The sequence below is a fragment of the Desulfospira joergensenii DSM 10085 genome (assembly GCF_000420085.1).
Lineage (GTDB): Bacteria > Desulfobacterota > Desulfobacteria > Desulfobacterales > Desulfobacteraceae > Desulfospira > Desulfospira joergensenii.
Map to the genome: position 1 here is coordinate 920,180 of NZ_ATUG01000003.1, position 14,704 is coordinate 934,883.

11 protein-coding genes are annotated in these 14,704 nt (G+C 52.4%); 8 read left to right on the plus strand and 3 right to left on the minus strand.

Annotation, left to right across the window (positions count from 1 at the left end; genetic code table 11):
• Nucleotides 1–3: 3 nt before the first annotated feature.
• Complete coding sequence (locus F608_RS0128365) at nt 4–1,389, plus strand: aminopeptidase P family protein (protein WP_022669135.1); 1,386 nt, start codon at nt 4–6, stop codon at nt 1,387–1,389.
• Between the two features lie 47 nt (nt 1,390–1,436).
• Here F608_RS0128365 and F608_RS0128370 read toward each other — a convergent pair whose 3' ends face one another.
• From F608_RS0128370 to F608_RS0128380, 3 genes are all read right to left on the minus strand, one after another.
• Entirely contained in the window at nt 1,437–2,246 is an 810-nt protein-coding gene (locus F608_RS0128370; RefSeq protein ID WP_022669136.1) for a 4Fe-4S binding protein, read from the minus strand.
• A gap of 115 nt (nt 2,247–2,361) precedes the next feature.
• Nucleotides 2,362–3,627 carry a thiolase family protein gene (locus F608_RS0128375; protein ID WP_022669138.1) on the minus strand — a complete coding sequence of 422 codons (1,266 nt, stop codon included), beginning with the start codon at nt 3,625–3,627 and terminating at the stop codon, nt 2,362–2,364.
• A gap of 140 nt (nt 3,628–3,767) precedes the next feature.
• Nucleotides 3,768–5,105 carry an aminotransferase family protein gene (locus F608_RS0128380; protein WP_022669139.1) on the minus strand — a complete coding sequence of 446 codons (1,338 nt, stop codon included), beginning with the start codon at nt 5,103–5,105 and terminating at the stop codon, nt 3,768–3,770.
• 237 nt (nt 5,106–5,342) lie between these two features.
• On the opposite strand from F608_RS0128380, the gene F608_RS0128385 reads away from it, so the two are divergent.
• From F608_RS0128385 to F608_RS0128430, 7 genes are all read left to right on the plus strand, one after another.
• Nucleotides 5,343–7,472 (plus strand): sigma-54 interaction domain-containing protein, encoded by a 2,130-nt coding sequence (locus F608_RS0128385; protein WP_022669140.1) that lies wholly within the window; start codon nt 5,343–5,345, stop codon nt 7,470–7,472.
• Between the two features lie 218 nt (nt 7,473–7,690).
• Entirely contained in the window at nt 7,691–8,353 is a 663-nt protein-coding gene (locus F608_RS0128395) for a CoA transferase subunit A (protein ID WP_022669142.1), read from the plus strand.
• Complete coding sequence (locus F608_RS0128400) at nt 8,350–9,036, plus strand: 3-oxoacid CoA-transferase subunit B (protein ID WP_022669143.1); 687 nt, start codon at nt 8,350–8,352, stop codon at nt 9,034–9,036. Before F608_RS0128395 ends, F608_RS0128400 begins: the two co-directional genes overlap by 4 nt.
• A 570-nt stretch (nt 9,037–9,606) precedes the next feature.
• Nucleotides 9,607–10,584 carry a TAXI family TRAP transporter solute-binding subunit gene (locus F608_RS0128415; RefSeq protein WP_022669146.1) on the plus strand — a complete coding sequence of 326 codons (978 nt, stop codon included), beginning with the start codon at nt 9,607–9,609 and terminating at the stop codon, nt 10,582–10,584.
• A 139-nt stretch (nt 10,585–10,723) separates the two neighbouring features.
• Complete coding sequence (locus F608_RS33740) at nt 10,724–12,832, plus strand: TRAP transporter permease (protein ID WP_161626904.1); 2,109 nt, start codon at nt 10,724–10,726, stop codon at nt 12,830–12,832.
• Nucleotides 12,829–13,344, plus strand: a complete 516-nt coding sequence (locus tag F608_RS0128425; RefSeq protein WP_022669148.1) for a DUF1850 domain-containing protein — start codon at nt 12,829–12,831, stop codon at nt 13,342–13,344. The genes F608_RS33740 and F608_RS0128425 overlap by 4 nt, the downstream gene beginning before the upstream one ends.
• A 15-nt stretch (nt 13,345–13,359) precedes the next feature.
• Nucleotides 13,360–14,694: an aminotransferase family protein gene (locus F608_RS0128430; RefSeq protein WP_022669149.1), complete on the plus strand. Its 1,335-nt coding sequence runs from the start codon at nt 13,360–13,362 to the stop codon at nt 14,692–14,694.
• Nucleotides 14,695–14,704: the final 10 nt, after the last annotated feature.

Below are 14,704 nucleotides of genomic sequence, written 5' to 3' on the forward strand. Positions count from 1 at the left end.
AAAATGTTTGCACCTGAAATCTATATGAGCAGACGGCAGGAACTCAAACAAAAGCTCAAGACAGGTCTTGTCCTGTTCATGGGCAATGATGCGGTCCCCAGGAATTTTCCGGACAATTGTTATCCTTTTTTCCAGGATGCCTCCTTTTTATACTATTGGGGGATAAGCTCCCCCGGGCTTTCAGCCGTCATTGATATCGACAATGACCGGGAAATCTTGTTCGGAAATGACTATACCGTGGATGATATCATATGGATGGGTCCCCAGGAGCCTTTGGTCGAGACCGCCGGACGAACCGGCGTAAAAGAGGTAAGGTCCTTAAGGGAGTTAAAGCCGTTTCTGGAGAATTCGGGTCTAAAAAAACAGGATCTGCATTACCTGCCCCAATACCGGAGCGATACTCTTTTGAAACTGGAAAAGGCCGCCGGCATACCCCATGAAGCTGTAAATCAGGGGGCATCCATCTCCCTGGTCAGAGCTGTCATTGAACAAAGATCCATAAAATCCAAAGATGAGGTTTCCCAGATCCGGTCTGCCCTAGAGATCACCAAGGAGATGTTCTCCCTGGCCATGGAAGCATCCAGGCCCGGGATGTATGAATACCAGGTGATCGGCCGGGCAGAAGGCCTGGCCCTAAGCCGGGATGCAAGGCCGGCCCATTGTTTTATCTTTACGGTTCAAGGGGCCCGGCTTCACGGCGCCAGCCATTCAAACCGGATGAAGGAGGGGGATATTATCGTCATGGACGGGGGGGTGGAGTCCCCTCTGCATTATACGAGTGATATCACCCGATCCTTTCCGGTCTCCGGTCGATTCTCCCAATTGCAAAGACAGATCTATGAAATCGTTTTAAAGGCGAATGAATCTGCAATTGAAAAAGCAGGGCCCGGGGTCCTGTTCAGGGATATTCATGTTCATGCGGCATCCGTAATTACCCGGGGACTGCAGGAGATGGGCCTGATGAAGGGCAATGTTCAGGATTCCGTGGACCAGGGCGCCCATGCCCTGTTTTTCCCCCACGGCCTTGGACATCCTTTGGGTCTTGAGATCCATGACCTGGAAAGTCTCGGGGAAGATCATGTGGGATATGATCAAACCATCAAACGCAGTTCCCAGTTCGGGCTTTCAAACCTGCGGTTTGGAAAGGCCCTTAAGAAAGGCATGGTCATGACCATAGAGCCGGGTATTTATTTTATTCCCGAATTAATCCGATCCTGGAGATCCCAAAACCTGCACAAAGAGTATATCAACTATGAGAAATTAACGGATTTTATAAATTTCGGAGGCATCCGAATCGAAGATGATATTCTGGTGACGGAGTCGGGTGCCGAGAATCTGAGCACGGATATCCCCAAAAAGATATCTGATATTGAAATGAAATCCTCTTAAGGGTTTAAGGCCGGGTCCGGGCGCAAGATTTTTTATAAAATAGGACGCTAGGCATCCACCCCGAAAACCTGGGGCTCTTTCCGGTCAGCGCAATTCTCATTTAACCAGTTGGCAATGGTTTCCATTGTGCTGTCTTGCCAAACCCTGGCCCGGGTCGGGCAGTTTTTAATACAGGCACAGCAGCGAATGCAGAGCTCCACTTCAGTGGTCACACTCCCGTTAATTGAAATGGCTGCCGTGGGACATCGGCTGGCACACGTCCCGCAAACCGTGCAAATATCTTCCCGGGTCACCGGGGAAACCGTCATGGACCGTGCTCCGCCCTCATATGGAAATCTGCCGGGAATCTCCAGATTCATTGGGACATCAGAAGATTGAAGGGCCGTGACTTTATCCTTAATCTGTGCTCCGAAATCCGTTGCCCGTTGAACATCCAGGCTGTCCGGACGTCCGTTTGCGATGGGGACCTCCTCAGTTGCAAAAGAGTGCTCCCCGATGAAGGCACCACCGGCCACCGGGTGAAATCCCAGTTCAACGGCAAGATCTTTTAACTCCAACAAAGAATCTTCAAACTCCCGGTTCCCATATACAACTATGGGAACGGCAAGGGCTCCGTCCGCTTTTAGACTTTTGAACCGGTTAATTGCATCTATGGGCAGACGCCCCCCGTAAACAGGGGCACCAATGAGCACGAGTTCATCTGAAAAGAACTGAATCGGCTGCTCCGCTCCTTCCGGAAGGGTCAGATCAATCTGCTCGACATCTTCAACTCTGATGCCGCCGGCAATACTTTCCAATATCTTTCGGGTGGTTCCGGTGGGTGAAAAATAGATAAGTTTTACCTTTTTTACTTCCATTTTTATCTCCTCCTGTCCATATCGAGTCTCATCCAATATCTATTATTCCGAATGATCCGGATTTGCAAGGATATATCTTTCACATTTTAAAATGATGAGAATCTTATATTTTAACCTATCTTCTTTCCACAACAGCGGCAATTCCATGTCCGCCACCGCCGCAGATGGTTTCAAGCCCGTACCGGGCGTTCCGCCGCTTCATCTCGTAGAGGAGGGAAACCATTCTCATGGTGCCGGTGGCGGCAATGGGATGGCCCAGGGAGATCCCGGATCCGTTGACATTGACCTTGTTTTCAAGATCCGCCCCAGAGAGTCCCATGAGCTTGGCATCGGCCAGGACCTGGGCGGCAAAGGCCTCCTGGATCTCGATGAGATCCATTTCATCAATATCCAGCCCGGCATTGCCAAGGGCCTTGTCAACGGACTTGGGCACGGCAGGATAGGTCAGGGTGGGATCGGAAGCGGCCACACTGAAGCCGGCCAGGCAGGCCAAAGGATCCACCCCCAGAGTTTCCGCCTTGGACTCGCTCAGCAGCACCACCACACCGGCCCCGTCATTCTCTGTGGAAGAGTTGCCCGCCGTGCAGATCCCGTTTTCGTATACGGGCCTGAGCCGCGACAGGCCTTCCATGTCTGTGTTGCGCCTGGGGGGTTCATCCGTGTCAATCACCAGGGGAGGTCCCTTTCTCTGGGGGACCACCACGGGCACGATCTCCTCTGTGAATTTTCCTGCGTCAATGGCCTTGAGGGCCTTTTGATGACTCAGACAGGCCCATTGGTCTGCCGCTTCCCGGGTAATGCCCTCGGTGGTGGCTGCGGTCTCTGCCCAGGACATCATGGAGTTGAGTTCACCGAACCGCTCCACGGGCTGGGACATGACCCTTGCCCTCTGGATCCGGTCAAAAAAGGGAAGGCCCCACATGGGAAGGGCCCCGTGACCCCGTGGCATCAGGCCCCATTTGGGATCCCTGACCCCGCCCATTCCCCATTTGACAAACTCACCGGGGATATAGAACTCGGTCCGGCTCATGGTTTCGATCCCGCCGGCCACCACGATATCTGCCTGTCCGCTCATGATCTTCATGGCCCCAAGACAGATGGCGTCCAGGCCGGAACAGCAGCGCCGGTCAATGGTCAGCCCCGGAATATCCACGGGCCAGCCTGCGGCCAGCAGGGAAACCCGTGCAATGTTCACCGATTCCCCGTTCTGGTAGGACTGGCCCATGATGACTTCATCCACCTGTTCCGGCTCGATCCCCGCCTTTTTGACGGCCTGGTTCAGCACCAGCACCCCCAGCTCATATCCGGGGATATCCCTGAGGCCTCCGATATATTTTCCAATGGGTGTTCTTACCGCTCCTGTAATGACAACACGTTCCATGGTTCTTCTCTCCAAAAAAATTCATAATCAAGGGGCGTATGCCGGCCCCGGGCTGTTCAATTTTTCCCGGACGGGAACTTCACTCTGATTTCTTTTTTAGGGGGATATACCTGGAGGGGCATTCCTTTTTATCTGCCGGTTTACAGATCCAGCTCATTGTAAATCTCCTCCAGGCCGGCCCCAAGGGCATCCACCATAAAATCCACCTGGTCCCGTTCAATGACAAAGGGAGGGGCCAGGATCAAAGCATCCCCGTGGCCCCGGGCAAACCCGGTTGATTTATAGGCTGCCACCCCCCGTTTGAACAGGCTCTCCCACACTCTCTGACTCATCCCTTTTTCTTTGGGAAACGGGGCCTTTGTCTTCTTATCCCTGACAAATTCAATTCCCCATAAAAGCCCCATTCCCCTGACATCTCCGACAAAGGGGAATGGAAGAATCTTCTTCTCCAAACATTGTCCAAGATACTCCCCTGTCTGACGGGCCCTGGTAATCAGATCTTCTTTTTCAAGGATGGACATCACGGTTTTTCCAACGGCCGCCCCCACGTTATGATGGGAAAAGGTTCCCCCGTGGACAAAGCTCCCGGACCCCTTCCGGATCGCCTGGTAATGGGTTTCCTGCACACCCACGGCAGATACGGCAATGGCCCCTCCTCCAAGCCCCTTGCCCAGGGTCATGATATCCGGGATCAGATTGAAAAGTTCCGATGCAGACCATGCCCCGCACCGGCCAAGTCCGCACAGGATTTCATCCAGGATCAGCATCACATCGTAGCGGTCGCAGATCTTTCTGATCTTCTCCAGATACCCCGGGGGCGGAACTGCGCAGGCCAGAGCCGCCCCTGACACCGTCTCCATCAAAAAGGCAGACACCGTTTCAGGGCCGGATTCCAGAATCGCCTCTTCCAGGGCCATGGCACATTCAAGGCGGCAGGAGCCTGAATTCCGTTCAAAGGGACAGCGGAAACAAAAGGGAGCCGGGATATGCATGGTGTCAGGGAGCATCGGCAGAAAAGGCGCCCGGAAATATTTTCTGCCCGTGGCGGACAGGGCACCCAGGCTGAGGCCGTGGTAGGAATCCCACCTTGAGATGAGGCGGGTTTTCCCAGGGTTTCCCTTTTCAAGATGAATCTGCCGGGCCAGTTTCACGGCAGTTTCATTGGCTTCGGCCCCGCTGGTCATGAAATAAAACCGGTCTATGCCCTTAGGAGTGCGGGCGGCCAGCATATCTGAAAGATCTTCCACGGCTTTATTTGCAAACATGGTGGGATGGGTGTAGCCGCAGGTAAGGATCTGGTCATGGGCGGCCCGGGCCAGTTCTGCCCGGCCGTGGCCGATATTCACGACCATTGGACCGCCGCTGGCATCCAGATATTTATTGCCCTCCCTGTCCGTTATAAATATGCCCTTGGCATGAACGGCAACGGGCAGATCTTTGTTTATGGCCCTGGAAAATACATGGCTCTTTGAATCCATTTTTTACGCCTTATTGGGTTGAAGTATCAAAATTTCAAAAATCCGAGGTTCGAAACCGATCCTTTTAAAACGGACACAGCAATTTACATGCCGGATCTTTACGCCCCTTCTGTCTTCAAAGCAGACCCCTGCTTTTCAACCCAGAAAAAGAACGGGGCTTGCAATCGGGCTTGTTTCCGTATAGGTAATTAGGCGAATTGGGTTGTTTTGGGAAAAACATTAAATCCAGGACAGATTATGAAACAGATGGTGTTGTTCAGCGTTGACCGGAAAGTGGCAAGATACTTGAAAACCTCCTTTGAAAAGATCATCGGCCATCTTGTAACCATTCACATGGTCTCCATGGAAGAAGTCGGATCAAAACCCATGGACCCGGATCTTGTGTTTGTGTCCGGAGAATTCCTGCGGCCCAAGGCAAAGGCGCTTTTTCCCGACGCAAAAATCATCACCCCTAGACGGGTCATTGTCGGCCGGAACCTGGAACAGGTCTTTTTGCTCCCCAAAGGCCGGAACGTCCTTGTGGTGAACAGCCCCAGACACACTTCCGAAGAGACCATAGAGTCCTTGAACAAGCTGGGGTTTACCCATTTGAACTATATCCCCTTCTGGAAAGGCAGACAGCTCGACTTTAACAACATCCATGCGGCCATCTCCCCGGGCATGATGCATCTTTGCCCCAGGGAAATTGAAACGCGCATCGATATCGGCCCCAGAAGCGTGAGCATCCACTCTTTTCTGAAAATCCTCGATGCCCTGGGCCTGGACCTGAAATACCTGGAAAAATATTCAGACCAATACCACAATAGGCTCCTGGACTCCTCCAGAAAACTTGCCCGCTCCTTTGTCAACACCCAGCGAATCCTCAAACAGGAAAAGATCATTATCAACGAATTTGAGGACGGGCTGATCTATGTGGATAAATACAACCGCATCGATCTTGTCAACAAGGCCGCCGCAGGTCTTTTCAAACAGGAAAGGGAGAAGCTGATCAGCCGGAACATTGACCGGGTGATGGAACCCTTTGAAATCCTGGCCAAAATACTGGAACAAAAAGACAAATCCAAAAAATCCGCCCGGATCTATAATATCAACGGTGAAAAAACCGTTGTCACCCGCATCGGCGTCCCCGGTGAAAAAACCAGCATCCATACCTTTAGACGGCTTTCTGGCATCAGGGAACTGGAAAAAGAGGTGAGGGTCAAGCTCAAGGAAAAGGGGCATGTAACCAAATACTCCTTTTCCAGCATCTGGACCCGGAACCTGAAGATGAAAGATCTCATTGAAAAAGCCCGGGACTTTGCCTCCACAGGGAAAAACATCCTGATCACCGGTGAAAGCGGCATGGGCAAGGAGCTGTTCGCCCATGCCATTCACCAGGCATCCCCTTTCAGGAAAGGGCCGTTTGTGGCCGTAAACTTCGCCGGTATCGTGGACAGCCTCATTGAAAGCGAGCTCTTCGGATATGAGAGCGGGGCCTTTACCGGTGCCAAAAAAGGGGGGAAAAAGGGATTTTTCGAACAGGCCCAGGGGGGAACCATCTTTCTGGACGAAATCGGAGACGCCCCCCTGAACGTCCAGTCCAGCCTGCTCAGGGTGCTCCAGGAAAGAGAGGTCCTGCGGGTGGGAGGCTCAAGCATCATCCCCGTGGAGGTCAGGATCATTGCCGCCACCAATAAAGACATATTTGCGGCCATCCGGGAAAACAAATTCCGGAATGACCTTTTCTACAGGCTCAATACCTTTCCCATCAACATCCCTCCCTTAAGGGAACACAAGGAAGATATTCTCTATATCCTGCAAAAATATTTTAAAACCAAGTACAAAATCTCCAAAACCATCTCCCCGGAGGCCCAGGACTGCCTTCTGGCCCATGACTGGCCCGGCAATATCCGGGAACTGCTCAATATTGCCGAGTTTGTATTTTATTCGTCCAAGACCTCTCCCCATATCCTTCCGGATCATTTTCCGGATTTTCTCTGGCCGGGCAGGAGGACAGGGAGGCGGATGGATCCGGACCGGCTCCCCCTTTCTTTTGAAGAACCGGACCCAATTTCCAGAACCTTTGCAGATAACGGGATGGAACCGGAACTGGTCCGGCAGGTATTGGCCATTATCCGGGAACGACAGGGAAGATTATGCGGCAGGAATTCCCTGAGAAAAGAAATGGCCCGGTACGGCTATCCCCTGTCAGAGGGGCGGATGAAAAAATGCCTGACCCTGCTCAAGGAGGCGGGGATGATCCTGGTGGGCCGGACCAAGCAGGGCACAAAAATCACCCCTGACGGCAGGGCCTATATATTGCGAATGGAACAGGGCAACCCCGCTCCCCACGGACCAGCCGTGCCGGAATCCATTGAATTGGGATAATTGGGACACGATTATCACCCCCAAATTCATGATCCCCTCCAAAATCAGGCCGGATGATAAAAAAAAAGAAAAGAACCTGAACCGGGAAAAGTGTGAGGAGTCCCACAGACCCGGTTTTTCATCCTCAACCCCTCTTGGAAAAACAGATGGCATATCTCTTGCTAACTAAGGTCAGAGAGACGGATCGCCCCTGAGGGGCAAAGACAAGAGGAAAGACCATGAATAACTCCAAGATATCCAGCTATGAAGAGGCCATTCACTTTATTGAGGACGGTGCCAGGATCATGGTGGGAGGATTCGGGAACGCCGGTAACCCGGAAGGGCTCATTGATCATCTGGTGAAAAGCCGGAAAAAGGACCTAACCATCATCAGCAATGATCTGGGCTCCCCTGACCTGGGACTGGGCCGCCTGCTCACAAACGGGCAGATCAAGGCTCTGATCGGCAATTACTACAATTGGAATCCCGAAGTGGCCACAGCCTATAATGAGAAGCGCATTGATGTGACCCTGATCCCCCAGGGCAGTTTTGCCGAGGCCATCCGGGCGGCCGGGGTGGGGATCCCGGCCTTTTATACCCCCACCTCCATGGGAACGGATCTGGCCCAAGGCAAACAGACCCAGTCCTTTGACGGAATCCCCTGCGTTCTTGAGCGGGCCATTCACGCGGATATCGCCATAATCCGGGCCCATCGGGCCGATGACCTGGGCAATCTCACCTATTATAAAACCGCCTGCAATTTCAACCCCCTGATGGCCATGGCCGCCACCACCACCATTGCAGAGGTGGATGAAATTGTCAGGACCGGGCAGATCGATCCCCAGGCCATTGTCACCCCCCATGTTTTTGTGAACCATATCGTCAAAAAGGAGAAACCATGACCGCCTTTGTGGAAAAAGAAAAGATCAAGCCCAGGATCGCCCGGCGGATCGCACGGGAGTTCCTTGACGCAGAAACAAGCCTGATCATCAACCTGGGGGTGGGAACCCCCACCATGGTGTCCCAGTACCTGACCAATGGGACGGTCTATATTCAGGCTGAAAACGGAATGCTGGGGGTGGGGCCCCTGGCGGACGAAACAAACCAGGATCCCTACCTGATCAATGCCGGGCGGCAGATGGTGACGGAAACCCCGGGCTGCTCCTATTTTGACAGCGCCCTCTCCTTTGGCATGATCCGGGGAGGCCATGTGGATGTCACCGTGATCGGTGCATTTGAGGTGGACGCCCAGGCCAATATCGCCAACTGGATCATCCCCAACGGCCGTCAGCTGGGGGTGGGCGGGGCCATGGACCTGGTGACCGGTGCCAAAAGAGTCATTGTGGGAATGCCCCATTTCCAGAAAAACGGACAATCCAAAATTGTTGAGTCCTGCACCTTTCCCATTACCGGCCTCCATGAGGCCGACCTCATTGTAACCGAACTCGGGGTATTTGATTTTCCCGGCGGCTTCCTGACCCTTGAAGAGATTGCCCCGGAACTCGATGTTCACACCCTGAGGTCTGTTACCCGGGCGGAATTCAGAATTTCGGACCAGCTCAGGCCCATGGCGACGGCAGAATGATCCGGGATGGGGATCTGTGATCAGGGAAAGGAGAGCGCAAAAAAATCAGGGGACCGCCCCCTTTTTTTATTGGGATATATATACTTTCCCAAAAATCCCAATTGACCAGATTATTCATGATTTTCTTCCTTGCCCTGATTCTACTCGCCGGCCCGGGTAGAATCATGTTATTGCCATTGAAAAATGATTCACCTTATTGACCGGCGATGGAAGCAGCAAAAAGCATGAACCATAGGGCTTATGAGTTTCCGGCACCCGGAAACTCATAATGAGATGAAAAAAGAAGAGGTTGCCACAATTTTCAGGCATACATATTGCTGTTTCTGGAACTGACAGATTTTCAATAACCCTGGCTGGAAGGCCCGCAGAACCGCTCCAAAGACCGGGCCGGAACCATCATTCAATGCAAGGTTCCGATCATGGGATGGCAGATCCCGGCGGGGCATAAAGAAACGTGCATGACCCGTTATTGCCGGACAAATGTGTTTACCGGATGAACTGACCCACCGGACTGGTTGACGGCAATCAGTTTTAATAGTTTAACTATCTTTAGATGAGGAGAGTGTATTTATGAAAAAAAGAAATTTATTTATCATCGCAGTCATTGTAGCGGCCTTCACCCTGACATTGGTGGCAGGCCCCCTTCAGGCGGCCAAAAGAAGATATGTTTCCATTGCCGCCGGCTGGGTGACCGGAGCCTATTTCCCCATGGCCGGTGCCATTTCAAGAATCGCCTGGAAACATCTGAAAGAGGAAGGCATAAAGGTCACAGCTGAATCTTCAGGCGCCTCCGTTGCCAATTCAAAACTGATCGGTGCAGGGGATACAGATTTTGCCATCCTGCAAAATGACATTGCGTCCTATGCCTACAATGGAAAGAAGGGGATGTTTGATAAACCCATTACCAACCTTCTGGGGGTATGCACCCTCTTTCCCGAACATGTTCAGATTGTTGCAAGAAAAGACTCCAATATTAAATCCATAGCCGATCTTAAGGGCAAAAAAGTGGCCATCGGCCCTGTGGGTTCGGGCACCACTGAAAATGCCACCCAGATTCTTGAAGCCTGGGGCCTGTCTGTAGAAGATCTGGCCAAAGCAGAGCAGTTGACCGCTTCCCAGTCTGCAGACTATTTAAAGGACGGAAGACTGGATGCCGCTTTTTTTACGGTTGCCCTGGGCGCTGCCGTGATCATGGATACGGCCCTGATGGTCCCCATTGACATCGTCCCAGTGGAAGGACCCAATGTTGAAAAGCTGATCAAAAAATATCCCTTTTACGCCAAACAGACCGTTCCGGGAAAGACCTATAAACAAAACGACAGCGACATTCCCACCGTATCGGTCATGGCCATGCTGGCGGCCAGCGCAGAGCTTGAAGAAGACATTGTATACTCCATTATCAATGCCATCTATTCCGACCTTCCCCAGCTGAAAAAAGCCCATGCCAAGTTCAAGGACATTGCAATGGAAAAAGGGCTTGTGGGCATGGGGATTCCCCTTCACCCCGGCGCAGAAAAATACTTTAAGGAAAAAGGGTTGATTAAATAAGCAAGCCATCTGTCAATTACAGGGCCGGGTCTGCCACCTACGGGGTGGCAGACCCGGTCCGGCCACATGAACATTTTTAAACCCGGGAAGGGGTATGCAGGCGGGTATCTCTGTTATTTCCGGGCACGGAGGGATCTTAGTGGACAAGGATATTTCCCGGGACAATATCAAATCGGGCCGGATCATCATGGAGGAATCGGAAACCGGTTCCAGGAATATTCGAGGAAAAATCGGACAGGTAATTTCCTTTATTGCCATTGCCATGTCTCTTTTCCAGTTATATACGGGTTTTGCCGGTGAACTGGCCGGATCCAAACAGCTTTCCGTTCACCTGGCCTTTGCCATGGTTCTCTGCTTTGTTTATTATCCCTTCAGGAAAAAGTCCCCAACAGACCGGATCCCCATTTCAGATCTCATCCTGGCCCTCCTTGGCGGGGGATGTGCAATTTATCTTTATATCAACTACACCCATGTGGTCACCTCTGTGGGGGATGCGGCCACCTACGACATCCTTGTAGGATCCTGCCTGATCCTTCTTGTTCTTGAGGCCACCCGGAGAAGCATCTCACCCATTCTACCCATTATCTGCATTATTTTTCTATTGTATGCCTATTTCGGCCCTTATATGCCCGGAGAACTCGGCCACCGTGGGTTTAGGGCCAAACGGATCGTAGACCATATCTTCATGTCCGGAGAGGGATTATGGGGGGTACCCTTGAGGGTATCTGCCACCTTTGTTTTTCTCTTTGTTCTCTTTGGCGCCATTCTCGATAAAATCGGAGCTGGCCAGTACCTGATCAACCTTTCCTTTGCCATGATGGGCAAGTACCGCGGCGGCCCGGCAAAGGCGGCTGTGGTGGCCTCCTGCGCCATGGGCTCCATCTCGGGATCTTCCATTGCCAATACCGTTACAACCGGGGCCATGACCATCCCCCTGATGAAAAAAGTCGGCTTTAAATCCCACACCGCCGGTGCGGTTGAGGTGGCCGCCTCAACCAACGGACAGCTCATGCCCCCCATCATGGGGGCGGCCGCATTTATCATGGCTGAAATCATCGGAGTGCCCTATATAGAAATCGTAAAGGCGGCCTTCATTCCCGCCCTTCTCTCCTATGCCGCCATATTTTCAATTGTCCATCTTGAGGCGGTCAAGGAAAATATCCGGGGACTGACCAAGGAGGAAACCCCGCCCTTTTTGAAAACATTTCTTTCCGGGGTTCATTTTCTCATTCCCCTTGCCGTATTGATCTGGCTGCTCCTGGTCGTCCGGTGGACCCCCACCACGGCCGCATCCTGGTCCATTCTGGTGGGAGGAGCCACAGCCCTTGGAAATAACTATCTCAGATCCAAAAAACTCTTTCCCCTTATGGAAAAAACCGGTTCAGACAGCCAGGACCCGGCCTTTCTCTCCTATAAGACCGACTCAGACTATTTTTTCATGGGAAGGACAAAACAGGAGCTGCTGGACTCCCTTGAAACCGGTGCCAGGAACATGGCAGGGATTGCCGTGGCCTGTGCCTGCTGCGGCATCATCGTGGGGGTGGTCACCCTCACCGGCCTGGGCCTTAAGATGGCCACCCTGATCACAGAGGCGGCCGGGGGCAATTTGATGCTGACCCTGATCTTCAGCGTTTTTGCCTGTGTGATCCTGGGCATGGGCCTGCCCACCACGGCCACCTATATCATCATGGCGGCAATGACCGCCCCTGCCATCATGACCATCAGTTCGGATCTGAGCCTCGGCCTTCCCATCGTGGCCATTCATCTCTTTGTCTTTTACTATGGAATCGTGGCGGATGATACCCCCCCTGTGGGCTTGTGCGCCTACGCTGCAGCGGGAATCTCAGGCGCAGATCCCGTGAAAACCGGATTTAAAAGTTTCAGGCTTGATCTTGCCGCCTTTACCCTGCCCTTCATGTTTATCTACAACACCAAATTGCTCATGATCAACACCAGTATCCGGGAACTCTGCTATATGATCCCCATATGCCTCATCGGCATGTTCTGCTGGTCGATCTTTATCCAGGGCCACTGGGTCACCAAGACCTATTTCTGGGAACGGCTCGTCTTTCTCGGGCTTGCCTTTCTGCTGGTCAATCCTGGCAGCCTCTTTATCGGGGATATTGAAATCAACCATCATCTGGTCAATGGAACGGCCATCATGATCATGTTTCTGATCTACCTGTGGCAGAAAGCCAGAAAGGAAAGGGAAGAAGGGGGGCAGCCCGGGATGGAAGGCGTGGTGTGAAAAAGGCAATCTTCATTGCCGGGGCTGCAGGACTTCTGCTTGCCCTGACCCTTGTGAAAACCGACTATTTAACCCTCAGGCTTCCGGACAGCGGCAATAGGATCTATTTTCTTGGTTCAATGGATCCGGGAGAGCGGTTTTCAATAACCTATCGCCATTCTGTGGAAAAGACCCGGGTCATAGGGATTTTTCAGATATCCTCACAGCCGTCTGTTCTGGCCGTGGAAACCCGGATGACCTCCGTGGGAACCGGCCTTCCCAATACCGTTTCCAATCGGACAACCCGGGAGGGAAAATGGATCGTGGTGGATGAGCAGGAAAAAGAGATCAAAGGGGGATTCAGGTTTTTCATTGCTTCGGTGAATCACACGGTTCTGACAACGCCCGGGGAACGCATTGACCTGAACCAGATCCCTTCGGGCACTGTTATCCTGGTCAATGCAGAACGTCTGGCCCTGATCCATTACCTCTTTTATCAATGGAATAAAGGAATAAACTCCAGGACAATTTAAATTAGAGGCTTAAAAATGACAGAGAGCAAAGGCAACCTCTTTTCAAGGAGGCTGGATATAGAGCTGCCCATGGTAAAAAAAGCCCAGGGCATTTATATTGAGGATGAGAACAAAAAGCGGTACATGGATGCCAGCGGAGGCGCCATTGTCGTGAATGCCGGCCATGGAAGACAAAAGATCGCCCAGGCCGTCTATGATCAGATCATGTCCCATGACTATATCCATCCCACCATGTTCACCAGCCGGCCGGTTGAAGATCTGGCCACGGCCCTGGCCCAAAAGGCTCCGGGCTCCATTAACCGGTTTTATTTTCTTTCCGGGGGCTCCGAGGCCAATGAGGCTGCCATCAAACTTGCCAGACAGATCCACATTGAAAAGGGGAATGAAAGCAAACACCGGATCATCGGCCGGTGGAAATCATACCACGGCCTGACCCTGGGTGCCCTGTCCGCCATGGGAAGAACCGCTTTTAAAACCCCGTTTTCCCCTCTCCTCAAAGAGAGCCTGCATATCCCGGCCCCATACTGCTATAGGTGTTCCTTTGGGCTTGAATACCCCTCCTGCAGCCTCCGGTGCGCGCTGGCCCTGGATGAGATCATTCAAAATGAAGGGCCGGAAACCATATCGGCCTTTATTGCCGAAACCGTTCCAGGGGCGACCATTGCCGCCTGTTTTCCGCCCAGGGCCTATCTAAACCTGATTGCCGATATCTGTGATTCCCACAATGTCCTTCTGATCCTCGATGAAGTGATGTGCGGCATGGGCAGGACCGGGGAATGGTTTGCCTATAATCATACGGATATTGTCCCGGATATGGTGACCCTGGGCAAGGGCCTGGCCGGAGGGGTCATCGCCCTTTCCGCCCTGGGGGTCAAGGAAGACCACTTTCAAACCATAAAGGAAAACAGCGCCTCTTTCATGCACGGGGGAACCTTTACCCATCACCCTGTGGCTGCCGCCGGGGGGCTGGCCCTGATGGAGATCCTGGAAAAGGAAAATCTGGTTCAGCGGGTCAAGGAAAAAGGGGAAAACCTGGGCCGCCTTCTGAACCGGCATCTGCTTCCCCTTCCCCAGGTGGGGGATATCAGAGGAAAAGGATATTTATGGGGCATTGAGCTTGTTGAGGATAAAAAGACCAAAACTCCCTTTAAAAGATCTTTAAAAACCGCGGAAGGCATCTGGAACCGGCTTTTTGAAAAGGGATACCTGGTTTATAAATCCACCGGACTTGCAGGCTCCAACGGGGATGCCCTTGTCATTGCCCCGCCCTACATCATCACCGATGATGAGATGGAAGAACTGGTCCTGGCCGTCAGATCAGCCATTGTCGAGTTTTTTGGGAATAGGTGAGACTACTGTG

Bases quoted from the DNA above. Each gene is read 5' to 3' on its own strand.
- F608_RS0128365 (WP_022669135.1), top strand. From the start codon at position 4: ATGTTTGCACCTGAAATCTATATGAGCAGACGGCAGGAACTCAAACAA.
- F608_RS0128370 (WP_022669136.1), bottom strand. From the start codon at position 2,246: ATGGAAGTAAAAAAGGTAAAACTTATCTATTTTTCACCCACCGGAACC.
- F608_RS0128375 (WP_022669138.1), bottom strand. From the start codon at position 3,627: ATGGAACGTGTTGTCATTACAGGAGCGGTAAGAACACCCATTGGAAAA.
- F608_RS0128380 (WP_022669139.1), bottom strand. From the start codon at position 5,105: ATGGATTCAAAGAGCCATGTATTTTCCAGGGCCATAAACAAAGATCTG.
- F608_RS0128385 (WP_022669140.1), top strand. From the start codon at position 5,343: ATGAAACAGATGGTGTTGTTCAGCGTTGACCGGAAAGTGGCAAGATAC.
- F608_RS0128395 (WP_022669142.1), top strand. From the start codon at position 7,691: ATGAATAACTCCAAGATATCCAGCTATGAAGAGGCCATTCACTTTATT.
- F608_RS0128400 (WP_022669143.1), top strand. From the start codon at position 8,350: ATGACCGCCTTTGTGGAAAAAGAAAAGATCAAGCCCAGGATCGCCCGG.
- F608_RS0128415 (WP_022669146.1), top strand. From the start codon at position 9,607: ATGAAAAAAAGAAATTTATTTATCATCGCAGTCATTGTAGCGGCCTTC.
- F608_RS0128430 (WP_022669149.1), top strand. From the start codon at position 13,360: ATGACAGAGAGCAAAGGCAACCTCTTTTCAAGGAGGCTGGATATAGAG.